Here is a 25333-nt window from a genome sequence, read left to right as displayed (position 1 = left end):
GCTCTTCGGTCAACATCGGCCGTCCCCCTGGAACTGCTCCCAGCATGACCGATCCGGCGCCCGGCGCAAAGCGCGAACGTCGGTCATGTTGCGCGTGCATTGACCCACGATTCATTGCCCGCATCACATCTCCCGGATGTGGCTCCCCATCAAGGGGTTACGGACGAGACATTGGATTCGTCCAGCGTTACCGCCGCGGGCACACGACCCGCAAAACGGGCTCGCGGGTAAACATCTTGCGCCCAACATTGGGACACCTCGTTGAACAGTCGACGAGGTGAGTTCGGGCCGTGCAACGATCGCAGAGAGCCGCACGACCGTGGCAGCGCGAATCAAATGGTGCGCGGGGGAAACGGTGCGACGAAAAATCGGTACGGCTTTTTGTGAGGATTGTCCCTGCCGGGCCGCGCGCTTACACTGTTTGAACCCCATATGACGGACAGCGAAGGCTCTCAACTGCGGACGCGCGCCAGCCTACTCTTCAGGCTGCAGCAGGCGCCGGACGACCCGGCGGCGTGGGACCAGTTCGTGGCGCGCTACGGGCCGCAGATAGCCGCCTGGTGCCGGCACTGGGGATTGCAAGAAGCCGACGCCGCCGACGTGACTCAGAACGTCCTCCTACAACTCACCCAAAAACTGCGCGACTTCTATTACGACCCGTCCAAGCGGTTCCGCGCTTGGCTCAAGACGCTGGCGCGGCACGCCTGGAGCGACTTCTACCGCGCCGGCGACCGCGCCGGGGCCGGTGGTTCGGCGGCGCTCGACGTGTTGGACCGAGTCGCGGCCCGCGACGATTTGGACCAGCGGCTCCTGGCCGCCTTCGATCACGAGCTACTGGAGCGGGCATACGAACAGGTTCGTGCGCGGGTCGAGGGGCGCACCTGGCAGGCGTTCGTTCTAACCGCCGTCGAGGGGCAGAAGGGGGCCGAAGCCGCTCACCGACTCGGCATGAACGTCGGGGCGGTGTTCGTCGCCAAGAGTAAGGTGCAGGCCATGCTCCAGGAGTTCGTCCGCGCGTCCGAGGAGGAGCCATGACCGGCTGTTTGGGGGAGCAGGGGCTTCGCAACTTCCTGACCGGCCGGCTGGACGCGCCGTCGTTAGCGGCGGCGACCAACCACATCGACGCTTGTTCGACCTGCCAAGCACAACTGGACGCACTGACGGATCGCCCGTCGCTGGTTCTCAAAGGGTCGCGCGCCGAAAACTGGGCGGCCGGACCGATCGACGCCGCCGGCACCGTGCTGGCCGGTCGGTACTGCCTGCGCGAAATCGTTGGTGAAGGTGGCATGGGCACCGTCTGGGCGGCCGATCAGACCGCCCCGCTTCGCCGGGCCGTTGCCGTCAAGGTGATCCGGGCCGGGTTCAACGGCCGGTCGGTTTTGCACCGGTTCGAGACGGAGCGGCAGGCGCTGGCCCGGATGGACCACCCGAACATCGCCCGCGTCTTCGACGGCGGCGAAACCGGCGACGGGCGCCCGTTCTTCGTCATGGAACTGGTCCCCGGTCGCCCGCTCACCGACTACTGTGCGGGCGCGCGACTGGACGTGCGCGGGCGCCTGGAACTGTTCGCAACGGTCTGCCGGGCGGTTCAGCACGCGCACCAGAAGGGCGTCGTTCACCGCGACCTGAAGCCGTCGAACGTCCTGGTCGCCACGGTCGACGGCAGACCGGTACCGAAGGTCATCGACTTCGGCGTCGCCAAGGCCGTGGGTGACGAAGCGACCGGGGAATTGCACGTCACGCAGGACGGCGTCGTGGTCGGCACGCTGGACTACATGTCGCCGGAGCAAGCCGCCGGCCCGGGCGCCGACATCGACACGCGCTCCGACATCTACTCACTCGGCACGGTCCTTTACGAACTGCTCACCGGGCTGCGGCCGCTCGATCTCCAGCGGGCGGGGCTGGGCGAAATCCTCCGGATGATCCAGGAGAAGGAGCCGGCGAAGCCCTCCGCGCGCGTGACTGCCGCCGCGCCACCACGAGCCCGCCCGCGGCGCCTGGTCGCGCAACTGCGGGGCGACCTGGACCGGGTAGTGATGAAGTGCCTGGAGAAGGCGCGCGACCGGCGGTACGAGTCGGCCAGCGCCCTGGCCCGTGACGTCGAACGGTTCCTGGCCGGCGAACCGGTCGAGGCGCAGCAGCCTTCGGCGGCGTACCGCCTCCGCAAGTTCCTCCTGCGCAACAAGGGGCCGGCAATCGCAGCCGGCCTGGTTCTACTCGCGCTGGTGGCCGGCTTGGGCGCGGCGAAGTGGCAGGCGATCGAGGCCGACCGGGCGCGCGCCGCCGCCGAGACCAACGAGCAGCGGGCCAACGATGCCGCCGAGAAAGAGCACGCCGCGCGCCTCGACGAGGAACGGGAGCGGAACTTCGCTGAAGCGATTAACCGGTTCGTGCGTGACGACTTCCTGGCCCTCACGAGCGTCGAGGGGCAAGACCTTCTTGGTAGCGACCGGGACGGGCTGAGCAAGGACGCCACCCTGCGCGACCTGTTGGACCGGGCCGCGGCGAAGTTGCGGGCGCGGAAGGATCTCGCCCCGCGGATCGAGGCCGAGTTGTGCTGGATCGTCGGCATGAATTACCGCAGCGTCGGGGCGCCGAAAAAGGGCATCGAGTTCTTGCAGCGCGCCGTCCAGCTCCGGACCATGCTTCTCGGCCGGGACCACGCCCACACCCTGGCCGCAATGAATGGCCTCGGCCAGGCGTACTTCTGGGCCGACCGACCCGACCTCGCCCTGCCGCTCGACGAGGAAACGCTCCGGCTCCGCACCGCGGCACTCGGCCCGGAGCACCCCGACACACTCGTCAGCACGGCGAACCTGGCTGCGGACTACGCGGCGGTTGAACGGTTCGACCGCGCCGTGCCCTTGTTTGAAACGACGCTCGCCCTCATGAAGGCTCGCCTCGGCCCCGACGAGGCCCGCACGCTGACCTGCATGACCAATCTCGCCAAGTCCTATCTGGACATTGGCGAGATCGGCCGCGCTTTGCCGATGTACGAAGAAACGTTCCGCCTCATGCGCGCCAAACTCGGCCCCGAGCACCTGCACACGCTCACCTGCGCGAACAACCTCGCGATGGTGTACCGGGACGCGGGCCGGCTCCGAGCCGCGGTGCCGCTGCTGGAAGAGACGCTCACGCGCCGCAAAGCCAAACTCGGCCCCGAGCACCCCGACACGCTCAGCAGCACGATCAACCTTGCCGGGGCGCACCACGACGCCGGGAACTTCGGTGCCGCGCTCCCGCTCTTTGAAGCGGCACTCGCCGTGTTGAAGGCCAAACACGATGCCGATCATCCCTTGGCGCAGACGTGCAAGTACAACCTCGCCTCGGCCTACCGGGACGCCGGGAAGCTCTCTTTGGCGCTCCCGCTCTTTGAAGAAGCATACGCGCTGCGGAAAGCCCGGTACGGCCCGACGCACTCCGTAACACTCCTCGGACTACACAACCTCGCTCGGGCGTACTGGCTGGGGCGGCAGTTCGATAAATCGGTTCCCCTGTTCGAGGAGGCCCTGAAGCTGAAGACCGCGAAGTTCGGGCGCGACCACGCCGACGCGCTCAACACTGCGGCCAACCTCGCCGTGAGCTACCGGGACGCGGGCCGGCTGGCGGACGCGATCGTGCTCATGGAAGAAGCCCACCGGGCCTCGAAGTCGGTCCCCGAACTGCGCTGGATCGGCCCGCACCTTCTGGACGCCTACGCGAAGGTGGGAGACGACGCCAAGTTCACCCGTTTGCTCCAGGAACAACTGTCCGATATTCGCGGCACGTTATCCCCGGACAGTCCGCAACTGGCCGGCCGACTCGCCCAACTCGGCCTGGTTCTTCTGGAGCGCAAACGGTGGGCGGAAGCCGAGCCGCTGCTCCGCGAGGCCTTGGCGATTCGCGCGAAAAAAGAGCCCAACGATTGGCGGACGTTCGCCACGCGGTCGATGCTCGGTGGCGCGCTCCTGGGTCAGAAGAAGTACACCGACGCCGAACCGTTTTTGCTCGCCGGATACGAGGGCATGAAGCAGCGCGAGCGATCCGTACCGCCGGAGGCACGGGCGCGGCTCACCGAGGGCGCGGCGCGACTCGTCGAACTTTGCGAGGCGACGAACCGGCCCGACGACGCGGCGAAGTGGCGCAAGGAACTGGAAGAGCGCCGAAAACCGTAGCGGCGGTTAGGCCCAGCAGCGACCGCTCGACGGAACCCGAATCAGTGGCCACATGTCCTCACGGGGCGCGGTTACCGCTCCGAGCCGCCACTTCCCCCGCTCAGACGTTGGTAACCGAATCCCAAAGCCCTGCGCCATCGGCCGGATTCCAGAGGGCACCGGCTCCCGTCAGACCGTTTCAGCGATTCCTGGGAACATTTCTCGAAAAGAGGGTTTAGGTTTCGGCCCGGTTTTCCGTACCAGGTGCGTGAAACAAACACCCTCCGATACGCCCCGATAGCACCCGGCGGTTCGTGAACCGCTGGCCGAACGTCCCGTCGCGCACGCGATCCATTTGAGCGCGTCGCGAAGCCCGGTCGCGCACGCAATCGCGCCGCTGAAACTGTAGCCAGTTGCTGGATCAACGGGCGATCCAGGGGCTGCCACTGCCCGCCGCCCGCCCCTCCGAGTACTAACATGCTTCGTATTGCCCTTGCTCTTATCACCGCTGCCCTGTGCACGGGGCCGGCCACCGCCGGGTTCACGATCGCCGAGTACACGGGTCCGGCCAGCGGGACCAGTGTCAGCACGTTCGCCATCGGGCAGTCGTTCACCACATCGACCGGTGGCCCCTGGGATCAGATCACGTTCAACTTCTTCGCTCCGGGCGGGGCGACAACGCCGGTCGCCTCGGGCACGCTCTACTTGCTCGACAAGGAATATTTCGGGAAGCCGGTCGACCTGAGCGCTTCTACTCCCGGGTTCCTGGCGACGGGCGCTGCGACGGCCGCCGGGGTGTACGTGTTCGACTCGGGCGTGACGCTCCAGGCTCAGACCCAGTACTTCGTGTACACGAGCGCCGCTTTTGGATCGAGCATCGCGGTCCGACTGCCCGGCGATTACGACGGCGGAAAAGAGTACACAACCAGCCCGAACTCTAACTACTCGGCGATATTCGGGGGCCAGGTCGATGCCCTGTTCCGGGTACAAGGGGAATTAGCCGGCCCGACCCCGATGGCTGCTCCCGAACCGGCGTCGCTCACACTCGGGCTGCTCGGGGTCGGAGGGCTATTGGCTCTGCGCCGCCGGCTGGCCTGATGTTGCGTGGAGGCCGTCGGGGTGGAGGTGGAGGCTGAATGCAACTCGTTGCCCGACAACGTCCTCTGCTACACCTCCACCCCGACGGCCTCATGAGCCGATTTTTCAGCTTTTTGAACTGATTATTGGCACCCAGGCCCAGATGCTCACAGCACCTCCGGATGCTCACCCGCACCTTCTCGCCACCATCCGAATGGCGTCGGGCGCGTCACCGTTTCCCCGCACCTTTCCAGAATTCTTCCGGTGGCCCTTCGTTGATGCGTTTCAATCCCGAGAAGGAACGGAGGAACTCGGCGTCTCGTTCGAGGACGAAGTCGTAGGTCACTTCTTCGAGTGGCATTCCACGCAGTAGGCTCAAGTCCGTTACACGCGAGCCCTTGAGCGATGCCTTACGTAACTGCATCCCCTTGATCGGCCCCAAGTCGCGGATCGGGGTACTCTCGATCAACAGTCCCTCGAGCGCCACTCCCCGCAGTGGCGATAGGTCGTCCGTGCCGGTCTGATTGATACAAAGGAATTTCAGCGGTTGCCCCTTGAGCGGTGCCAGATCGAGTTTGCGCCCGCCGCCACCACAGTTCAGGATCCGCAGCGGCATCCCTGCCAGGGGCAACAGGTCGCCGCCCCCGAAGCCCCACACCTCCAGGCACTCGAGCGGCATACCCGCGAGGGGCGACAGGTCACAGAGCTGAAAATCGTTGTTGAGACAGAGGTGCCGAAGTGGGAGCCCCCGTAGCGGATTCAGATCGACTACCTCGGTGTTCCAAGCGACGAGTTTCTGCAGCTCATGAAGGTCGCGGAGCGGCGATAGATCTCGGACGGCATTGCAGTCGGTCAGCTCCAGTCCGATCAACTGGTCCTCGGCAAACGTCGGGATGATCTGCCCCTTAAACTCCGGGTTCAGCCGGTGCAACTCGGTCGCGGCGCGTCCGAATTTCTGATGAGGTGTCAGGGACTCGGCCCGCACCGGGGGCGTTGCCGGGACTTTAGCACCCTCCGCGGTGCCATTGCTCGTGATCTTCTCGGCAGATCGGAAAGACATAAATGCAATTGCAGCGACGACACCCACCAGCAACGTCAGCGCCGGCAGAAGGTAGCGGCTCACACTCGACTTGAGTCGGCTCGCCGGGCGTTGTCGTGCCGCACCGTCGGCACCCGCCACCAGCCCATGCTCAAGAAGGTCTGCTACTTCTGACGCGGACTGGAAGCGGTCGCCCGGTTCGCGGGCGTGGAGCCGGGCAATGATCTCGCACAGCCACTCCGGCACTTCAGGAATGATCTCTCGAACCGGCCTCGGGGTGTCCTCGGACACACGTTTCAGCACCGCGAGACTGTTGCTCGCACGGAACGGCGGTCGGCCGGTGACCATCGCGTAAAGCACGCTGCCGAGGCTGAACAGGTCCGCCCGGTGATCGACGGGATCGCCCCGGGCTTGTTCCGGAGCCATATACATCGGCGTGCCGACGATCATGCCGCTCTGAGTCAGGCTGGCGTCGTCGGCCGCTCGGGCGACCCCGAAGTCGGTCAACTTCGCGCGGGGCGGAGAGCCGGGCTCGAGCAGCACGTTTGCGGGCTTGACGTCCCTATGAACCAGCCCGTGTGCGTGGGCCGCGGCCAACCCGCGGGCGATCTGCGCCCCGAGTCGTACCACCTCTTGGGCGTCGAGCGGACCGGAACGTGTGAGCATTTCCTGCAGTGACCCGCCGGAGACGTACTCCATGACGAGGTGCGGGCTCGGATCGCTCTCGACCGCGTAGATGTGGACGACGTTTTCGTGGCAGACGGCGGCCGCGGCCCGGGCCTCGCGAAGGAACCGTTTGCGGGCCGGCGACGTAACTGCCAGTTCCGCGGACATCACCTTGATGGCGACAATGCGCTGTAGCTTCGGATCGAACGCCTTCTGGACGGTCCCGAACCCGCCCTGGCCGATCGCCTCCAGTACCTCGAATTGTCCGATCACATCCGTGATCGGTTGACGGATGAACTGCGATCGCCCGACGGGCGGCGGGGTGTCCCGTGTCGGATTCTGTACGACGACCGTCTTCTCGCATCTTGCGTCGTTCGGATCGGGATTCAGATCCGGGCACGACTTGCTGCCGTGCGAGCGGTCATTGCTCATGTATCAAACCGGGTTTGGACGCTAAGCCGGCAGAAAAACATCCCATCTTAGAACAGAAAAATGAGACGTGCGGGAACGAACCGTGGAGCGCGAGCTCGCGCAGCGGCGGTGCCCGGTCGATCGAGATGCAACTGAACGTGTCGGTCGAGGTGTCCCAGCACACGTAATTGTACTCGTCGACGCGGCGGTACAAGCGGCGGTTCTTCGGTGCGGCGCTCATCGCTTCTCACTTCTCCGTTGGGTACGAACGGATCACCGTGTCGGGGAATTCTGCCCGCCACGTCAGATCCCACTGATGGTCAAGTAGATCGGGATCACCCGCGCTCGCCCGCTTTCAGGATTTCGGCCGCGAGATCCGCAACCGGTGCGACCTTTCGCGACGGCACCTCAACTGATACACTCGGCAGAAACCGCGGGAGCCGCTCATGCCCGATTCAAACGACCCGGCGCGGATCACCGATCCGCGCCTGGGGAGCCTGCTGATCTCCGCCTCGGACCACTTCGGCGTAACCAAGCACCCCGCGTCGTGGGGCTCTGCCGCGCTCGCCTTCGGCCCGCCCGTGGCGGGGGGCGAGGTGGGAACACTCGGGCCCTACCGCGTCGTGAAGGAACTGGGCCGGGGCGCGATGGGTGCCGTCTACCTGGCGCGGGACACGCGCCTGGACCGCGACCTGGCGCTGAAGGTGATGCTGCCGGAATTCACCGCCGACGCGGAGGCGAAGGAGCGCTTCCTCCGCGAGGCGAAGGCCGCCGCCCGGATCAGCCACGACAACGTGGTGACCGTGTACGAGGCCGACGAGCGCGACGGCATCCCGTACATCGCCATGCAGCTCCTCCAGGGGGTATCGCTGGACGCCTTCCTCCAGAACAAGGGTGCCCCGGCGCTGCGCAGTGCCGTGCGGATCGCACGGGAGGCGGCCCTGGGTTTGGCCGCGGCCCACGAGCTCGGCACCGTGCACCGTGACATCAAACCCGCGAACCTGTGGCTGGAGGCGCCCCGCGGCCGGGTCAAGCTGCTCGACTTCGGTCTGGCCCGGCCCGGCGGTGCGGACAACGAGCTCACCAAGAGCGGTGCGGTGCTCGGCACTCCGGCATTCATGTCGCCAGAGCAGGCGCTCGGCGAGCGGGTGGACCACCGCACCGACCTCTTCTCACTGGGCGCGGTCCTCTACCTGCTCTGCACGAGGCAGCTCCCCTTCCAGGGGGCGAGCGTGGGTGCCGTGCTACTGGCTCTTGGCACCAAGGAGCCGAAACCCGTCCGCGCGCAAAACGTCAACGTTCCCGAGTCTCTAGCGGAACTGATCCACCAACTCCTCGCGAAGGATCCGGAGCGGCGCCCGCAGACCGCGGCGGCAGTTGCCAATCGCTTGCAAGAGATCTTGGAACAGCCCGCGGGCCTTGCCGCGCCCGGCACGGCCGAGGGGCCGGGCGCGCCGCCCGCGCCCTCCAACTCGCAAGTGGCGGGCGCCGACCCGTGGACGACCCGGACCCCGTCGAGCGCATCGCAGCGGGGAGGGCACCTCGCCGCGAAGCCGGGCGAGCCGAGGTTGCTCCGCTCGATGGCGGTCGTCGCCATCACGCCGCCAATGCCGCCCGACGAGGAGCAGGAGGAGAAGACGACGATCGGCGCGACGCGCACGGTCATTTCGTCCGGAGTCCTCTGGGAGGGGACGCGGGAGGAATCGCGGAAGAGAGCGCGGGAGGAGAACGCGCGAGGGGAGGACGAAGGCGCCGATCTAGAGCGCCCCGACCGACCGAGGCGGAGGAAGGCAAAGGGGGGAGCGCGGGGAAAGAAGGCCCGCGTCATACCGGTCCTCATCGGGACCGGTGCCGCGGTTCTGGTCGCCGCCTTCGTAGGCGTAGCTCTAATCGTGGCCGGAGGGAAGCCGAAGGCGACGGATTCCGTGCAGCAAGAGACGGTCAAAGGATTCACAGCGGCCAAGAGGGGAGATGAAGTATCGACGATCGGGTCCGCGCGGAAGGATCTCAAGAACGAAAGTCCGACAGCCGACGGGGGCCCGATCGACCTCCTCGCTCTCGCGGACCCGAAGGCTCACGCCGTCCTCGGAGAGTGGAAGAAGAACGGGAAATCACTTGTGGGTGTTAATCCGACGTTTCCAGGGGTGCTGCAACTACCATACGAGCCGGGCGACGAGTACGACATCGAAGCGACGGTACGGCGCGTCTCGGGGGATGAGTATTTTGGTTTTCAACTGGTCGCGGGCGGCCACCGGATCAACGTGGCGATCGACACGTGGCCGTCCAAAGGCTACTTCAGCGGAATGGGGAATATCGCCGGGGAAAGCCTGCTCAATAACGGAACGGGAGTGAAGGGCCGCCAGCTCGTTCAGGCCGGAACGGATTATGCGGTCGCCTGTTCCGTCCGGAAGGGGAAGATCGACGTCTTGGTTAATGGAACGGTAATCACCTCCTACAAGGGCGCGTTTACTCACTTCTGGATCCATTCCGACTTCCGCACACCGAACGAAAAGGCGCTGGCCATTCAAATCGGCTACACAACACCCTTCCAGATCGACCGCCTCGTGGTGACGCCCGTAAGTGGGAACGGTAAGATACTCAAGTAATCGTGCGGCGGAAATTTAGGTGAATCACGCAACCGTGCCGAGAGGTTCGCCGGGGCCTACTCGGTCTCGTCGTTGTGGTCACCGGTGCGCGCGGGCCGCGTAATCTGTTGGACCTGTTCCGGAGCGATCATGTACCGTTCCTTAAAGCATGCCCTGTTGCGGCCTCAACATCGCTCAACACGACCTTAGCGAAGTGATTGAGGAGAACGGCGCGGGAAGCAGCCGAAGGAAATCCGCGGTCGGCGTGGGACGCCCACGACTCGCGGAATACGACCCGAGCAAGGCTGCTCTGGTGAAAGTCCACATCGTCCCGGGTGAGCGAGGTGAGCAGACCGTTCCGTGTATTCGCTTAAGCGAGCTGGAGGTAATCGCAGCGCCACGGGACGATTCGGAAGTGACGGTGATCGCTCGGTCATTTCTTCAACTCGTGCGCACCCAGGACGGTGCGGCCGGTGGTTACGTTCGCGTGCGTCGCGAGGAGTTGGTGAGTATTCTTGAGAACCTGATCGAAGTCGCGGAAGCTCGCACCGATCCTGAACTCAAGGAAGGGCACGAAGCTAAAGCGTCGGACACAACGAGTCCGGCGAAACCCGTCAAACCTTATAAAGATCCTGAACGTGAGCCGAAACACGAGGATGAGGTTGGTAATCGCGGGACAGAAAATCCGGAGCCCTCACGAAGGATGTCGCGAGCGGAAGCGGAGGTTTTTGAGGTTACCTTCGAGCTGAGTCGATTGGAGCCGGCCGTTCTGCGACGTGTAGTCTGCCTGGATAAAGTGCGGCGACTCTTCCCCGCCCCAAGGTGAAAAGAACACATACGTCTTTCTCGCTGTGAGCCGCTTGTCAAAGATTCCCAAGACACGACGGCCCCAGGCGTACCGCGCTGTACTGGATTGGATCGAGAAGAAATTGAGCGGGCGAAATGATCCCTTTGCCCGCCCGAACCCTTAAGCCCACCCGAACCCCAATAGCCCGAACCGCATCCGCCCCGAACGAGCAAGCTGGCTGGATCGCGGCCATCGGCGAACCGACGCGCCTGGCCCTGATCCGCGCCCTAGCCGTCGGCGCACAGACGGTGACGAATCTGGCCCGCGAGGTCGGTACCGAGATGGTAAACGTATCGCACCACCTCAAGATCATGAAGGGCACCGAACTGGTTACCGTCCAGAAGGACGGGCGGTTCATGATCTACGCGCTGGAGTGGTGCGGCCGTGGCGAAAGGGATGCTGGAGCTGACGCACACATCCGGGGCCAAAGTAGTCTTGCCGCTGGAGTGAGGCGCCCGCGGCGCGCCGGTTCGCCCTACGTTCTTGCGGGAAGCGATTACTGATTTTTGTACCCGTAGGAATCACCCGCGAGTATTTTTCACGTCGATGATGCCTAACTGAGATTTGTTTATGTACATTGTTCTGAACTTGTAATTGCGAGTTTCCCCTTCTAATTGCCCAGAGTGTTCCGTGCCCATCGCCCCGCGACCCATGACGTGCCCAACGTGCGAGGCGCCGCTCGGGGTGCCGGTTTCTGCCGCCGGCAAGACGGTCCGCTGCCCGCGTTGCAAAGAGCCGTTCAAGGTACCTGAGGTGGCGGTCGCGGTCGCGGTGCTGGCACCCGACCCGGCCAACGATCTCGATTTCTTCAGCGACGCTACCCCGGCAGTCGACGAACCCAGGTTCCCGCACTTCCACGTAATCGATCCGAACGGCCTGCAGAATTTCCGCCTGTATATCGGCGACGGCGAGTTGGTGGGCGTGTACCTCGGGCAGGACTGGATACCCCCGGTCTGGTTGTCCGGGGCGGGGATCGGTGCTTTCGCGGTCGGGATGGGCGCCGTGAAGGGCACGATCCGGGATGGTCTGACCGAGGCCCTGACCGCCGGTGTGATCGGTGCGGCCATCGGCGCGGTCGGCGGTGCCTTATGCGGTGCGCTAGTTGGGTTGGCGCTCGACAGCTTCCGCGGCCCGGACCCGGACAAGTACACCGAGCGACGCGCGCGCGTCGACAAGAAGCCGTTACACCTGTTGCGCCGGGACCACGAACTCAACTTCGTCATCAAGGCGCGCAACATCGAGGACGCGCTCATCTACAAGCCGTCCGTTCTGTTCCGCCTGTGGAACCGCGGGGCTCCGCACGAGGCTCTGCTGAAACTGTACCTCCGCGATCGGGACGATCTCGTGTTGGGCCTAACCACGCTCAGTGACGTGCGCCGACTCACCAAACTGCTCGGCGAACTGACCGAGCGGAGGGTGCGCACCTTCACGGACGTGAGCCACTGACCGAGGGGCAGTTCGTGTGCGGGTGCGGAAACGGGTGACGTCCGGCGCTTGTGTTGCCTTCCACTCGTAGCTACGCTGTCACAGTTCCCGTGGTCGGTTTAGCTCGTCGCTCTGCGACAGGCTGATGTTGCGCCATCGTAGCGCCCGCGTCGATCTTGGCTGTTGTGTAGTCGTTGCAGATCTCTTCCGAGGTCAGGTCCGGGAACATCGGTTCGGCGGGTCGACAACTTTCTCGGGCGAAAGGTAGTTCCTGTTCGGACCCTGGCGACTCGGCGCTCAAGAACTGTTGCCTTCTCGACTACGATAGGCGCGATCCGCACGCGGTCGCTCGTTCACTCAAACAGGACCGGGATCCGGGCGCCGCCGCCTCGCGGGCCGGGCCTCTTCTCGTCTTTGGGTTTACCAACGCCGGATGTTCGGTGAGCCGGTTCCGCGTGCCGAGGGAGCAACATGGGTCTGTTCAGTTGGTTGGTCATTCGGACCGCGAGCGCGTTCGGGTTACTCCCGCACCAGCGCGTGCGACGGTACAAGGTCACGCTCTTCGGCGAAGCGCTCGGTACCTTCACGTTACCCATCGGCGACCACATGGAGAAGCCGGACGCGTTCATTCGTCCCGTGCTGACCCCGCCGTTCCGCATCGAGTTCGGTGAGGATTCGTACTACTACTGGGCTGAACCCGATCCGGACGGCGGGCACAAGACGGTCGAATTCCACCCGCCCACGCCCGAACTCCGCGAAGAGGCGGCACGGTTCTACAACACCGCGAACGGGTTGATCGCCCCCGGGCGCCCCGATCCGGCGCGGCAACAACCGCTCCCGACGCGCTCCCTCGAGGAGGTGCAACTCATTCGTGCGATCCTCGACCACCGCGACACGGATCGGCCCTACCTCGACTACGCCGCCTGGCTCAGCGCCAAGGGCGACCCCTACGGCGACTTCATCCGGCTCACGCTGGGAATCGCGGCGCTCCCCGAGGGAGACGAGCGCCGCGGGCGCCTCGAAGAGCGGGTGGGGAAAATTGTCGCGAAGTACGGGCCGCGCTGGGCACTCCCGCTCGCCAAAATTGGCATCTACCCGGGCGTCTATATCGGCGGCTACGACGGGTACTTCCCCACCATATTCCACGGCCCGAAGGGCGTGATCGAGGAGCTGGACATCGAGCGCGACGCACTCGTGTTTCCCGCGAACGCCCCGCGCCTCTTTCACGCCGCGCCGTTCCTCCAAAAACTGAAGGTCGCCCACGGTGACCTCACGGTCGGGGAGTTCGCCGCGATCCCACAGTTCGCGCAACTCGAATCGCTCTCGTTGTCCGTGGCGGGCGGAACGGCGGAGGACGTGCGCCGGTTCTCGGAATCGCCGCACCTGAGCGGGGTGCGCGAACTCGGGCTGTCCGGGTGCCGAATCGGTCCCGAAGGGGTCGAGCATCTGGCACGGGCCGAGTGGCTCGCCGGGGTACACTCGCTCGACCTCGGCTCGAATGCGCTGGGCGATGACGGTGTGGCCGCACTCGCGGGAACTCCGAATATCGCGAACCTGACCACGCTCGACCTCCGGTACAACGGGCTTACCGACCGCGGGCTGATCGCGCTGTGCCGGTCTCCGCACCTCGCGCGGTTGGAGGTCCTCAACCTGGAGAGCAACGAGTTTACTGCGGAATCCGTTCGCACCCTCGTCACCGCCCCGTTCGCGCAGACACTAACGTCACTCAACCTGAGCAGCACCCAGTTGGGCGCCGACGCACTCACGGTGCTCGCGACCGGTGCTTTCCCGGCGCTGACGGCACTCGAGATCTCGTACTGCACGACAAGTGACGAGGGCGTGCGCGCCGTTGTCACGGCACCGTTTTTTCGCGCGATCGAAGTGTTCCGCGCGAACTCGAGCGGGGCCGGCGACGCGACTGCGACCGCGCTGGCCGCACACGGTTTCGTGCAACTCCGTGAACTGGAGCTGGCGAACAACGCGATCTCCGATGCGGGGGTGGAGGTGGTGGCGCGGTCAAAGGCCGTAACAAAATTGACCACGCTCAAGCTGAACGACAACCCGTTTCGGGCGGCGGGAACGAGTGCGGTCGCTGCCGCCGACATGCCGCTCCTCGAACACCTCGATCTGTGCCGCGTGGCGTGCGGCCCCGAGGGCGCACGGGCGCTGGCCGCGGCGCCACACTTCAAAAGCCTCAAGCAGCTCTGGATCAGCGAGGAGAACGTCGGGGTTGCGGGACGCGAAGCCCTCCTCAGGCGCTTCAAGGACGACGTGGTGACGTTTATGTCGTGAACAACACCAGTGCTCGATCGCGAGGTCACGGTGTACCACATGAAGGCCCGTCCGACTGATACCGAATCGGGCCGATTCCTTACCGTCGCTCACACGCTGTAAACTGATAATTTCCCGAGCGTTTTCCGGTTAGAACGGTAAGAAATTGGACTACTTCGGTATGAGTGCCGGCGCTGGTCGAAGAAATGACCTCTTGTGACTGCCGGCCTACATTTCGCGCCAAATTCCGGCGCCTCGGTGCATTTTGGTAAATCCGTGCGACTGGGGTTGCGCGCTGGTGGGAGGGCGCTTTAATGGGCGCGATCCCTACAACCGTTACCCGGGAGCACGCCCATGTTCGGTGGAGACGGCACGATCCGGTTCCGGTCGGCGAAGCGCGGCTCGGAGCTGGAGGACATCATCGAACAGGCCCTGGGGCGCCTCGGGCGCGTCGAGTTCCACAAGGGCGGGGCGTTCGAACTCGTTGGCGCGCGGCTCCGGTCCGGCATGTCGGTGACCGAGGTCACGGGTCACCTGCCCCGGGGGCGCAAGGACGACGAGTGGGTCTTGGACGTGAACTACACGGTGCGCCCGTCGCCCGCGTGCTGGGTCGCCGTGGCGCTGGGCGTGGTGTTCCTGTTCCTGCTCGGGGTTCTGTTCCTGTTGATCCCGTTCACGACCAAGGGCGAGGTCTAGCGGGTCGTGTCCAACGCGCTGCGCGATGTGCGGCCCGGTGCCGAGGACTAACCGGGCGGGGCCCAGATTGGGTTGGGCAGAGCGCCGGGTGTGGTCCTGAGCCCCGGGACCACGTAGTGCAGGTTCCAGGACGCGCGGAACACGGGGTAGGCCGCGTATCCGACAACTCTACTCTTGAACCCTTCTCCGGGCGTCCCATCGGTAATCAGCGTGGCCGGGAACCCGTTCACGGAAATCAACTGCGGGTGGGGGATGTCGTAGCCGTACCGGACCGCGACCCCGGTCACGTACACGTGAACCGCCGGTGTGGTCCGGTGCTGGATCGTCGTGTCGCCCGACCCGGCGAAGGCGGCCTGCAGGCTCCCGCCCGGTTTCTTCACGACCGGCGGAAGCGCGCTCCCCGCCGCGAGGGGCAGCGCGCCGGTTTGCCCGACGTTCCACGTGTCGGAACGCAACTCCGCGCGCTCGAGCGGCTCGTCGGGGAGCGTTTTTACCACCATCGCGCCCGTGTCCATGACAACCCGCGTGTGAACTTCGTAGCGCAACCAACTCGCATCCTTGGTCGGGGGCGGGAACAGGTTCGCGGTGAGCATACCGCCGAAGCCCGGTCCCGGGCCGGCACCCGGCGCCCCACCGCCGGCGGACACGGGCGGCACTTCGGCGCGACACAGGTCGACGAGCTTGTCGTTGCCCACGTCGAACCGCAGCCCGGCGCGTCCCGCGCGGCCCGAACGCAGCGGCCGTCGAGTTGGCCCAGATCCGGTAGTCCGAGCCCGGGATCGGCTTCCACAGCCCCGTGGCCCCCAGCGCGGACGGGAGGTACGCGTCGACGACCTTGTACGTGAGGGAGAGTGAGACTTTCTGCTGCGGGCCGTACACGGACGGATCTTCTGCGGTGAAGTTGATCGGGATCTGCAACACCCTCGGGATCCGGGTGCGGGCCTTCTTCAACCGGTCAGCGATGATGGCGAAGAATGCCTTCCACGCCACCTCGACGGAGCGCCCGGGTGCGATCGTGTACGTGGTGCGAAAGGTCTTGATCCACTGGACCCAGTAGTCCTTACCCGGGGCGTTGGTGATGGTCTCCGAGGCCTCGGCACTCAGGATCCCGTCGCCCGGCGCGTTCGACCCGATCTCGTGGTCCACGAACACGTACTCGAGCATCGACTTGTCCAGGGAGAGCGTGAACTCCTGTGGCTCACGCTTGAACCCCCGGAGCAACCCGGGCGTGACGGCCGCGCGGTACGTGTCGGCGCTACGAGTAACGGCCCGGTCCCCGGGCCGGGCGCGGTTGTTGGCGACGACGAGGTGCCCGCGGGTGGTGCGGGTCGTGACGGCGTCTGCGTCGATGGAGTACGTGACCCCGAAGTTCCACTCCATGACCCCGGTGAACGCCGCGTCGTGGCACGTGGGGATTGTGAACGTGACTTGCCATTCGGCCTCGACCGCGCGCCCGGCGCCCACGGGTTTCAGCACCACGTCGCCCGGGTGCGGTCCCCAGTCCACGTCGCGCACGACCCCGCGGTTGACGGCCTCGTTCCCGAACCCGCGCCCCTCGTACCGCAGTTCCTCACCGGACTTGGTCAGGCGCGCGATCATATCGCGCACCTCGGCCGTGGTGCCCCCGTTGTTCGCGATCGTCTACTTGAGCCCGATCGAGAACTCGCACGCCGTGACCGTGCGCCGGGCCGCGTCGTACCGCGGGGACACGCGGTACAAGGTCGTGTCCGTGGTCTCGTTGAATATGTAACCCGCGTAGGACACGATCCCGAGTTGGGGCAGGTCGCCGATCGCCATTCTGAACCCTCGCGAAGGAGGGTTCCAGGGCCGACGCTACCCGCCGGGCGAGGGCCGGGATCAGTGCGCCACAGTTGTTCGGGTGGGTGCGGTGCCGAGTCGCACGATGGGCGCGGTCAGCCACTCGATCATCAGGGGGTCGGGATAAGGAACCCGTTCGGTGGTTTCCTCGAGCACGCAGTACTCGATCCCTTCCATTTCGTCGGCGAGGTCGCCGGGCGAACACGCTTCGGGGGGCGGGCGTTCGCCCGTGGGGATGGTCGCCAGGTGTTCGAGGTCGGGAATCGGGTTCATAGTCCGGTTACTCATGGATTGGGGCGAAGCTCTACCATCGCACGTACCCGGTGGAGTTTCCGGGCAGCGACGGAACCCGGAACGGCGAATACGGAAGCGGATAAACGAGGCGCGGGCAACGGTGGGCAAGAAGCCCACAGTTGCGGAAGACGGGAAATCGCAGACTTTGGAGATGATCGGCCGCCCGACACCGTATGTGGGCTTCATGCCCACGCACGCTCAGTTGTGGGCATGAAGCCCACAACTGGAGGTGGCCCGATCGCCTACGTGATGTCGAAGCAGAACAGGCGTGACCTCTCCACGAGCCAGCGGGCGTTGGCCGTGGTGCGCGCGAAGGGCCTGCGTGAAAGGCTTATCGAAGAAGCAAAAAAGCGATTACGCGAATCAGGCGCGCGAGGAGGTAAATCGCTCGGGATCAGCCCGCGCGAAGGCTCGAAGGGTAAGGCAAATTTGCCTTACCGCTTCGAGCGGTCAAGTTCGCGATCAAATTGCGGAACTCGCCGGGGTTGGGTCTCGAACCATCGACTGTGCTTCCCGTGTCTTGAACAAAGCCGCCCCCGAGCTCAACAAGGAGCGGCGCCAACTCACGAAGTCGCAGATGGCGATGGTGGGCTCACGCGCAACGAAGCTCACCGAGAAGTTAAAGGCCGAAGCAGCGGCGCGAATGAAGGCTGCGGCCGCACGAGGCGGGCGGGCGTCTGGATCTTCACGAAGAGGCGACTCGAAGGCTCCGGAATTAATTCCGGAGCCTTCGAGTAAGGGGAAAACCCGTGACGCGGTGGGCAAAACGATCGGCGTTTCGGGGCGGCTGATCGTGCGGCCGGTTAGCACTTCCGCTCGCACCCGGGGCGCGCAAAGTTGCGGTTGACTTGCACTCGCGCTGGCGCCTACACTCGTCACCTTCACCCCAAGTAGAGACACTGTATGTTGCTCCCTCGCCCTCTGGCGCTCGGGTTCGCGTTGGTCATTTCCGCGGCATTCACCGCTCCCCTCGCCCGCGCGGGGCTGCTCCCGTTAGCCGTGACCGTCACTCCGGAGCAGAACCACTTCCGCTGGACCTATTCCGTCACCCTGCCCAGCGGGGCCGCGCTCCAGGCCGGCAACTACTTCACCATCTACGACTTCAACGGACTCGTTCCGGGCGCCACGGGTGCGCCGGCCGGCTGGACGCTTTCGACGCCCATGTCCGGTCCGGCACTGTCATACATTAACATTCCCGATGATTCCAGCGTCGCGAACCTCGTTTGGACGTACACCGGGCCAGTGATCCCTGCTGGCCGGGTCCAATTGGGGGAGTTCTGGGCCACGTCGCTGTCCGGGTCCAGTGAGGAGGGGGTGTTCGTCGGCCACAACACCCGTGCCAAGGACCGCAAGCCCGATACGAACGTCACCGAGACGCGGATTCCCGTCCCCGCGCCACCGGGTGTGCCCGAACCCAACACACTGGTTCTGGCCGGTATCGGGTTGTCGGCCTTCGGGCTGTTCCGGCGCGCCCGTCGCACGTGACAAAAGCTGCGTCCGACCACAGCCGCCGGGATGTGGTGGCCCGGCCACGAGGGTTCGGGCATTCAAACTACAGGTGTGAGGGGACAGCGAAGTGATTCACTCGCGAGACACGCTCTCGTTCATCACCGTTTCGACAGAATCAACTGAAAACTTCGAGCCTCGTGTTGACATCAAATCGATTCTCACGTATTTCTCATATTTCCTGGCCTCAAGTTGCCTTGCCCCAAATTGAGGCGCCCTGTGAATCCGTTTGAACTGCGCGACCAACTCCGAAAGGTTGGTGTTCCGTGCTTGTTGACCCTTGGATCCGGCAAGCGGGTGCTATGTGAGAAGGTACTCCTCGCGAATGATATTCAAACGATTATCATGAGTAATGGTGTCTGCATTTCTTTCGCTGACCCGATTGCTCACCTCTCGAAGCTGTCCGCACAGACGTTACTCTCTCGCGGTTGATGTTACTCTCGCGGCGCACTCGTGCCTGGGCGCGTCCACGCCCCAGCGCGCGCGGCCAATTTCGTTGCTTCGGAAGTGACGTCGGCCGAGTCCCCGCTTGTGCCCGGTCGTCGGGTGGAAACCATGTCGACTGGAGCGGTCGCAAAAGGCAGCAGAACCGGCACTGTTTGAGAACGACGGTAAGACGCTCCCGGCTCAGAACTTGGGAATCAGTTCGATACCGATCGAAATGGCCGCGGTACTTGTTTTTGATTGAAATGAAGCGCTCCACAATGTGGGGTCGTTCCCTCAATCCACGTCAAGGCGCCGGTTCTCTCTCGTTGCCTTGCTCTCGATACGCAACTGCGGTTTGCCCCGCTGCAACGGAGCAATGGGTCCAGGCGCGCGAGGTTCGTGACTTGATCCCTTTCACGGTCTTCATTGTGGACGACGACCCCGAGTTCCGGACCTCCGTGTCCCTGCTACTCGGGTCCGTAAATCTGCCCGTGCAGGAGTTCGAGAGCGGGGACCGATTCCTACAAGAAGTGGGGGCCGAACGTCCGGGGTGCGTCGTCTTGGATCTGCGGATGCCCGGGCTCAGCGGGCTCGCCGTTTTGGACCGCTTGGGCGCGCGGGAAGTAGCTCTACCGGCCATCTTGGTAACCGGGTACGGCGACGTGACTACGACGGTCCGGGCCATGCGCGCGGGCGCCGTCCACGTGCTCGAGAAGCCCTTCGGCGCGCAGGACTTATTGGACGCGGTTCAGGAAGCATTGAGCCGCGACGCGAAGCGCCGGAACGAGCACGCGCAACGAAGCGCGGCATTGGAGGCGCTGGGCACACTCAGCCCGCGCGAGCGCGCGATACTCGATCGGATCGCGGTCGGCAAAGCAAACAAGAATATTGCCAGCGAACTTCAGGTGAGTGAGAAGAACATCGAGTTCCACCGGGCCAAGGTCATGCGCAAGCTCCGGGTCACGAGCGTCGCGGAACTCATACGGTTTGCGATTCTGCTAGAAATCCGGGGCCGGCGGTGACTCCCGCTACTCCTTCCCGGGCACCAGGTCGACGACCCGGCACCCGCGCACGTGCGGCCCCGGTCCGCGGCAGTGATCGAGCACGTCAGCGCTATCGCACCCGGCGTCCTGGAGCGCGTCGGCCAAGATCGGCATCGCGGAGAAGTCACGGGACTCGTACATCTGGGACGCGAGCGCGCCCCCCGTGGGAGTGCGCCACGAAGGGGAGAACGTCACGGAGCGGAACGGGTTCCCGAAGACGCAGTGCAAGAGCGCCCCCCACATCCTTCTGGTCACTCAGCAGCTCGACGTCGACCGCATGGGCGGCGGCATCCAGCGCCCACATCAGGCCATCCATCGGGCCGTCCGGCGACCGGGAGGTCGGGCCGAGCAGGAATTTCACCGACATGGCCGCGTGATACAAGGACTCGCCCTCGTTCTCCTCGCTCCAATTGGCGGCCCGGGCCGCTCCCCTGCGGGCGGACGTCAGTTGCTGCGCGTCCGCGGTCCCATCGGCATGCCGTTCGGCAACATCGACCGCGTGCCGGCTTGTGGACTGGCTGAGCAGGTGCCACAACCGGCGACAGACCGCGCACCCGGCCAGCCTCAGTTTCCGTTCCCTCTGATCGCCGAGCGCGTCCGGCATTCGGAACAGGTTCTCACCCACCAGCCATTCCGCTTCGGTCATAGACCCTCCTGGAACCACTCCCAGCATGACCGATCCGGGTTCCGGTGCAAGCGCGAACGTACTTCGCCTGCGCAACGGATTGCACCGTCCTGCCCCTGGCGGCCTCGATCCAAGAGGTCGGCTTGTTGCACCCGATCGTCTTGAACACGCGGCTTGAATTAATCGCGGGCGCGCGTCGCCTCACGGCAGCCAAGAAGTTGGGCTGGACGGAGATTCCCTGCCGCATCGTTGACGCGCTCGACAGGGCGGTCGCGGCTCTTCAAACGGAGCGCGACGAGAACACGTGTCGGAAGGAGCTCGATCCCGATGACCTGTTTGAGTTCGGGCGCCGCATCGAGGCCCTGGAGAAGCCTGAGGCAAAGAAGCGGCAGGGCACTCGGACGGACAAACCTTCAGGCAAATTGCCTGAAGGTTCCACCGGTCAGACCCGTGGCAAGGTGGCGGGCGCCTTGGGAATCGGCGGCAAGACCTACGAGAAGGTCAAGAAGGCCGCGAAGGAATTCGGGTTTCGCGCGGAAAATCTGCGCCCCGGTGTCGTCTCTCGTTTTGATATGACTGCCCGGCAAATCGCTGAACTGATCGCCTCGCACGCGGCCGTGCTCGCACTGTTCGCCCGCCAGTGGTGCGCGGACCCGGAGGACGCGGTCCAGGATGCGTTCTGCAAGCTCGTGCGCCAGTCCGTGCCCCCGGGCGACCCGGTCGCGTGGCTGTTCCGCGTGGTCCGCACCACGGCTATCGACCGCGGGCGCGTGGACCGGCGCCGCGTTAAGCGCGAGGCCATCACCGCGCGGCCCGAGCGCTGGTTCGCGGAGCACGAAATCGACGGGCTAGATGCGACAGCGGCGGTCGCGGCGCTGGACGCGCTCCCGGACGAGTTGCGCGAGGTAATCGTCGCGCGGCTCTGGGGTGGGATGACCCTGGAACAGGTGGCGGCGGTCGCGGGCTGTTCGCTCACCACCGCGCACCGGCGGTACGGGGCCGGGATCGTGGCCCTACGAGAAAGGCTCGGTGTGACGTGCCCGAAATGACCCCCGACCCGATCGCCAAACTCGCGCAGTTCACCCCCGCGCCCTCGATCGACGCGGCCGAACTGTTGTTCGCGGTCGGGCGCGCGTCGGCGCGCACGCACTGGGGATGGAAGGTCGCGGTCGCGGGCCTGGTGGTATCGAATGTTGCACTTGGTGCGACGCTCCTGTTCGCCCCGCGCAGCGCGCCGCTCGCGGCCCCGGTTCCGGTCCCCGCAATTTCGCACCCGGAGCAGGCCCCCGCACCGCCGGCGTCGGCTCCGGCCCCGGTCGACGAACCGTGGAGCTACCGTATGCTCCGCGCAACGGACCTGGAGCGCTCGCCACAAACGGAACCGGTCGCGAACCTCGTTCCGGCCCGCGAACCGCTTACGGCCCGGTCCGGGCGCCGCGGTGACATCGACTGACGTTTGATCCCCTGATTCTATACCCCTGGTCCTACTCCGGAGGCATCCGATGCGTTGCCGTTGGCCCCTATTTGCGCTCGCGGTCGTCCTCGTGGGGGCGCCCGCCATGCCCGCCCAACCGCCGATCGAACCGAAGGGCGACAAGTACGTCGTCGAGCTCACCGTGGACGCGGTCGCGCCGGTGCGCCCGGCGCTCAAGCACCGGCTCCTTCCGGACCCGCGCGACCTGCAACCCGGGAACCAGATTCAGGCCTTTTACAAGTGCTTCTTCGAACAGAACAAGCTGTTCCACGCCAAGGAATCGACGGACAAACAGCAGAAGTGGAACACGACGCCACTGAAGGATTTGGCCTCCGAAAAGGAGCTCGTGAACTACGGCGGGGCCGCGGTCAAACAAGCGTTCTACGCGGCCCGGCTCGACACGGTGAACTGGGAGCTCACGCACCAGGCCCGGGCCGAGGGCGTGGAACTGCTCCTCCCGGACATCCAGCAGATGCGGATGCTCACCGTGGTGATGAAGGTCCGCGCGCGCGGCGAGGTCGCGCGAGCGGAGTTCGGTGCCGCGCTTCAGACGCTCCAGGCGCAGTTCGCTCTGGCCCGCGCGTTCAACGAGCACCCGACGCTCATCGGCCACCTCGTCGGCATCGCGCTCGGTATGATCGCGGCCACCGAACTTGAAGAGTTCGTGCAACAGCCGGGCGCGCCGAACCTGTTCTGGGCGCTCACCGACCTCCCGCGCCCGTTAATCGACCTGCGCAAGGGGCACGAGGGCGAGCGGCGGCTGACCGGGAAGGAGTACGAAGTGTTGCGGAAGGCGGTTCCGATTCTAGAAGCGGAGTTGGTAGCGCGGATCAAGGTACTCGACACAGTCGACGGGTTGGGGGCCGGCAAGAGTGTCGCGCCGAGTGCGTGGTGTGCGAAGCAATCGCAAGACAAGGACGCGGTCGCGACCGCAACGACCCGGCTCACGGGGGCCGGTCACAAGGCCGATGCCCTGGCAAAACTGTCGCCGCTCCAGGTGATCCTGATGGACGACTTCCTGCAGTACGAAAATGAACTCGACGACAACATGAAGTGGACCAACGTCCCGTTCTGGCTCACTCCCGCGGACTTCGGTACCCGGAAGCACCCGGGCGCGTTCGGTACCCTTCTCCCGGCCTACCAGAAGGTGACACTGGCACGGGTCCGCTTGGAGCAACTCGTCGCGCTATTGACCGCGGTAGAGGGCGTGCGCGCGCACGCGGCCGAAAATGGAGGAGTGCTGCCGACGACTCTCGACGCGGTGAAGCTCCCGGTCCCGATCGACCCGGTTTCGGGCAAGCCGTTCGTATACGAGGTGAAGGCGAACCGGGCGACGATCCGCGGTACCCCTCCACCGGGGCGCGAGCAGGATTGGAGTTTCAACCGCGTCTACGGGATCACGGTGCGGAAGTGAGTCTTCTCGCGGATCTCGGGCTTCACCTTGCGCGCGTCGATCGAGGCGAGCCACATCGGGAGCGCGTCGAGATCGATCATCGACACGGTGTACTGTTTGCCGTCGGGACCAGTTGCGGGCATCTCACCCGTAACTGTCCATTCTTTATTTTTCAGCTTGCGGCGCTGCGTTTCCAGATCCAGTCCGAGATTCTCACCGCACCGTTTAATCGCAGCCCACACCTTCCCGTCACCATCCTGGATGGCGTCGAGTGTGTCGGCGTGGAACTGGTGATGTCGCGTTCAACGTCGTGCGACAGCACGCAACGTTTTCGGCCCATGACCAACGCACGGCTCTGGCGGCTCGAACCGTTGGAGCCGTGCGTTGGTTGGCGTCGCCGGTGAGAGCCTATTTCTTCGGTCCCCCGCGCCCACCGCGCTCCTTATCACCCTGAGTCTTTCCCTGATCCATAATTTCTTTCACCTGGGTCTCGCTCAGCTTCGGTTGGGTCGGTTGGCCGGAGCCGCAACCGGACGCGACCACCAACGAGCCCGCGATCACAAGCCATTTCATGAATCAATGCCCCCGTCGGATGAAAATGATGAATTTGGGAGGATGTCAATCGAGGTTCCCGATCTCCCCACCCGATCGGCTGCCGTACCCCATCCACGCGTCCAAATCGACCCCGTCGCGCACGAACCGCACGCTGCCGTCGGCCATGCACACATTGGCCCCGCCGGTGTGGTAACTGCTGGCCGGCACCACAATGGCCCACCAGTCGCCCGGGCGCCAGCAGGGCGAGTTCGGTGGGAGCAGGTGGTTGTACCACGTGCGCCACGGTGACCCTTCCACATACGGGTACCCCTTGTAACTCCACGCCGGGCTCCAGCCCCCGGCGAGGGACGCGGTCTTGTAGTCCCGCGACAGGAGCTCGGCCCGGGCGGTCTGGAGTTGGGCCCACGTGAGGGCCTGGTACGGCTGGGAAGTGGAGGTCTCGAAGCAGTCGCCGCCCTTCTTGCCCCCGCCCCCGCCGGACAGGTACCCGGCCGTGACTTCCGCGTAGAGCGCGGTGTTGCTGGTGCCGTCGGTGACGCCCTCGATCTTGCGCCCTGTGTTCAGCAGGTCGTCGAACATCCCGTCCTTGCCGCTGCGGTCGTACCAGATCCCGGAGTTCCCGTGGTAACTGGTGAGTCCCATCGGCTCGGAGGTGCCCGGCTTCCCGCCGACCTGCGGGTCCGAGGGGCACATGAGGCACTTGATCCGGTTGCTCGTGGCGGTCACGTTCGCCGCGTCCCCGTACCACGGCTGGTTGTAGTTGTAGATCTTGGCGATGTTGTCCTGCTCGAAGTACGGGAGCAGGCGGCTCAGGTCGTTGTTGCTGTACGCAATGCCGGTGGCCCAAGCCCCGTCCTGGAACTTCCCGTTGGCCGATACGAAGTTGTGGGACGCGAGCCCCACCTGCTTCAGGTTGTTGCTGCACGTCATCCGAGCGGCCGCGTCGCGCACCTTCTGGACGGCGGGGAGCAGCAACCCGATGAGGATCGCGATAATGGCGATGACGACGAGTAACTCGATCAGTGTGAAGCCGCGACGGCGCATGGCCG

At 65.1% G+C, this 25333-nt stretch carries 23 protein-coding genes and 1 pseudogene; 16 read left to right on the top strand and 8 right to left on the bottom strand.

The window, feature by feature from the left end; all coding sequences use genetic code 11:
* Positions 1 to 432 precede the first annotated feature (432 nt).
* The 3 genes from J8F10_RS16010 to J8F10_RS16000 all read left to right on the top strand — a co-directional run bounded on the left by J8F10_RS16010 (position 433) and on the right by J8F10_RS16000 (position 5231).
* Entirely contained in the window at positions 433 to 1035 is a 603-nt protein-coding gene (locus tag J8F10_RS16010) for an RNA polymerase sigma factor (protein ID WP_210655216.1), read from the top strand.
* Positions 1032 to 4154 (top strand): serine/threonine-protein kinase, encoded by a 3123-nt coding sequence (locus tag J8F10_RS16005; protein WP_210655214.1) that lies wholly within the window; start codon positions 1032 to 1034, stop codon positions 4152 to 4154. The genes J8F10_RS16010 and J8F10_RS16005 overlap by 4 nt, the downstream gene beginning before the upstream one ends.
* A 456-nt stretch (positions 4155 to 4610) precedes the next feature.
* Positions 4611 to 5231: a PEP-CTERM sorting domain-containing protein gene (locus J8F10_RS16000; protein ID WP_210655212.1), complete on the top strand. Its 621-nt coding sequence runs from the start codon at positions 4611 to 4613 to the stop codon at positions 5229 to 5231.
* A 208-nt stretch (positions 5232 to 5439) separates the two neighbouring features.
* Here J8F10_RS16000 and J8F10_RS15995 read toward each other — a convergent pair whose 3' ends face one another.
* Both J8F10_RS15995 and J8F10_RS15990 read right to left on the bottom strand, forming a co-directional pair.
* Complete coding sequence (locus tag J8F10_RS15995) at positions 5440 to 7347, bottom strand: serine/threonine-protein kinase (protein WP_210655210.1); 1908 nt, start codon at positions 7345 to 7347, stop codon at positions 5440 to 5442.
* Complete coding sequence (locus J8F10_RS15990) at positions 7337 to 7567, bottom strand: hypothetical protein (RefSeq protein ID WP_210655208.1); 231 nt, start codon at positions 7565 to 7567, stop codon at positions 7337 to 7339. Before J8F10_RS15990 ends, J8F10_RS15995 begins: the two co-directional genes overlap by 11 nt.
* A 205-nt stretch (positions 7568 to 7772) precedes the next feature.
* Between J8F10_RS15990 and J8F10_RS15985 the strand changes: the two genes are divergently transcribed.
* The 6 genes from J8F10_RS15985 (at position 7773) to J8F10_RS15960 (ending at position 15150) form a co-directional block, all read left to right on the top strand.
* Positions 7773 to 9932 (top strand): serine/threonine-protein kinase, encoded by a 2160-nt coding sequence (locus tag J8F10_RS15985; RefSeq protein WP_210655205.1) that lies wholly within the window; start codon positions 7773 to 7775, stop codon positions 9930 to 9932.
* A 193-nt stretch (positions 9933 to 10125) separates the two neighbouring features.
* Positions 10126 to 10737 (top strand): hypothetical protein, encoded by a 612-nt coding sequence (locus J8F10_RS15980; RefSeq protein ID WP_210655203.1) that lies wholly within the window; start codon positions 10126 to 10128, stop codon positions 10735 to 10737.
* 116 nt (positions 10738 to 10853) lie between these two features.
* On the top strand, positions 10854 to 11261 hold the full coding sequence (locus J8F10_RS15975) for an ArsR/SmtB family transcription factor (RefSeq protein ID WP_210655202.1): 408 nt from the start codon (positions 10854 to 10856) through the stop codon (positions 11259 to 11261).
* 127 nt (positions 11262 to 11388) lie between these two features.
* Positions 11389 to 12204 carry a hypothetical protein gene (locus tag J8F10_RS15970; RefSeq protein WP_210655200.1) on the top strand — a complete coding sequence of 272 codons (816 nt, stop codon included), beginning with the start codon at positions 11389 to 11391 and terminating at the stop codon, positions 12202 to 12204.
* 450 nt (positions 12205 to 12654) lie between these two features.
* Entirely contained in the window at positions 12655 to 14475 is a 1821-nt protein-coding gene (locus J8F10_RS15965; RefSeq protein ID WP_210655198.1) for a TIGR02996 domain-containing protein, read from the top strand.
* A 333-nt stretch (positions 14476 to 14808) separates the two neighbouring features.
* Complete coding sequence (locus J8F10_RS15960; protein WP_210655196.1) at positions 14809 to 15150, top strand: hypothetical protein; 342 nt, start codon at positions 14809 to 14811, stop codon at positions 15148 to 15150.
* 47 nt (positions 15151 to 15197) lie between these two features.
* Here J8F10_RS15960 and J8F10_RS15955 read toward each other — a convergent pair whose 3' ends face one another.
* The gene (locus tag J8F10_RS15955; protein ID WP_210655194.1) at positions 15198 to 15845 is read right to left on the bottom strand and encodes a hypothetical protein; all 648 of its coding nucleotides are present in this window, start codon (positions 15843 to 15845) and stop codon (positions 15198 to 15200) included.
* 200 nt (positions 15846 to 16045) lie between these two features.
* On the opposite strand from J8F10_RS15955, the gene J8F10_RS15950 reads away from it, so the two are divergent.
* Both J8F10_RS15950 and J8F10_RS15945 read left to right on the top strand, forming a co-directional pair.
* Positions 16046 to 16207, top strand: a complete 162-nt coding sequence (locus tag J8F10_RS15950) for a hypothetical protein (protein WP_210655191.1) — start codon at positions 16046 to 16048, stop codon at positions 16205 to 16207.
* Between the two features lie 21 nt (positions 16208 to 16228).
* Positions 16229 to 16900 carry a hypothetical protein gene (locus tag J8F10_RS15945; RefSeq protein ID WP_210655189.1) on the top strand — a complete coding sequence of 224 codons (672 nt, stop codon included), beginning with the start codon at positions 16229 to 16231 and terminating at the stop codon, positions 16898 to 16900.
* 107 nt (positions 16901 to 17007) lie between these two features.
* On the opposite strand, the gene J8F10_RS15940 is transcribed toward J8F10_RS15945, so the two are convergent.
* The gene (locus J8F10_RS15940; RefSeq protein ID WP_210655186.1) at positions 17008 to 17241 is read right to left on the bottom strand and encodes a hypothetical protein; all 234 of its coding nucleotides are present in this window, start codon (positions 17239 to 17241) and stop codon (positions 17008 to 17010) included.
* A gap of 924 nt (positions 17242 to 18165) precedes the next feature.
* Between J8F10_RS15940 and J8F10_RS15935 the strand changes: the two genes are divergently transcribed.
* Positions 18166 to 18747, top strand: coding sequence for a PEP-CTERM sorting domain-containing protein (locus J8F10_RS15935; protein ID WP_210655184.1), 582 nt, complete (start codon positions 18166 to 18168; stop codon positions 18745 to 18747).
* Positions 18748 to 19598: 851 nt separating this feature from the next.
* Entirely contained in the window at positions 19599 to 20216 is a 618-nt protein-coding gene (locus tag J8F10_RS15930; RefSeq protein ID WP_246523385.1) for a response regulator transcription factor, read from the top strand.
* Between the two features lie 6 nt (positions 20217 to 20222).
* Here the strand turns inward: J8F10_RS15930 and J8F10_RS38960 are convergent, their stop codons facing one another.
* Together J8F10_RS38960 and J8F10_RS15920 are read right to left on the bottom strand one after the other, a co-directional pair.
* Positions 20223 to 20378, bottom strand: coding sequence for a hypothetical protein (locus J8F10_RS38960; RefSeq protein WP_246523383.1), 156 nt, complete (start codon positions 20376 to 20378; stop codon positions 20223 to 20225).
* Complete coding sequence (locus J8F10_RS15920; protein WP_210662347.1) at positions 20362 to 20883, bottom strand: hypothetical protein; 522 nt, start codon at positions 20881 to 20883, stop codon at positions 20362 to 20364. The genes J8F10_RS38960 and J8F10_RS15920 overlap by 17 nt, the downstream gene beginning before the upstream one ends.
* A 44-nt stretch (positions 20884 to 20927) precedes the next feature.
* On the opposite strand from J8F10_RS15920, the gene J8F10_RS15915 reads away from it, so the two are divergent.
* From J8F10_RS15915 to J8F10_RS15905, 3 genes are read left to right on the top strand one after another with little or no spacing between them, the layout of a single operon-like run.
* A complete protein-coding gene (locus J8F10_RS15915) occupies positions 20928 to 21911 on the top strand; it encodes a sigma-70 family RNA polymerase sigma factor (RefSeq protein WP_210655180.1) in 984 nt (327 codons plus the stop codon).
* Entirely contained in the window at positions 21908 to 22315 is a 408-nt protein-coding gene (locus J8F10_RS15910) for a hypothetical protein (RefSeq protein WP_210655178.1), read from the top strand. Before J8F10_RS15915 ends, J8F10_RS15910 begins: the two co-directional genes overlap by 4 nt.
* Before the next feature lie 49 nt (positions 22316 to 22364).
* A complete protein-coding gene (locus J8F10_RS15905; protein WP_210655176.1) occupies positions 22365 to 23750 on the top strand; it encodes a hypothetical protein in 1386 nt (461 codons plus the stop codon).
* On the opposite strand, the pseudogene J8F10_RS15900 reads toward J8F10_RS15905, so the two are convergent.
* A pseudogene (locus tag J8F10_RS15900) lies at positions 23726 to 24007 on the bottom strand (phage antirepressor N-terminal domain-containing protein); the annotation flags it as partial. The gene J8F10_RS15905 and the pseudogene J8F10_RS15900 overlap by 25 nt on opposite strands.
* Before the next feature lie 340 nt (positions 24008 to 24347).
* Positions 24348 to 25328: a DUF1559 domain-containing protein gene (locus J8F10_RS15895; protein ID WP_210655174.1), complete on the bottom strand. Its 981-nt coding sequence runs from the start codon at positions 25326 to 25328 to the stop codon at positions 24348 to 24350.
* Between the last annotated feature and the right edge of the window lie 5 nt (positions 25329 to 25333).

It is taken from the genome of Gemmata palustris, from assembly GCF_017939745.1.
Taxonomy (GTDB): Bacteria; Planctomycetota; Planctomycetia; order Gemmatales; family Gemmataceae; genus Gemmata; species Gemmata palustris.
The sequence above is the reverse complement of the archived record's forward strand: the minus strand, read 5'-3'. Positions and strand labels throughout refer to the sequence as shown.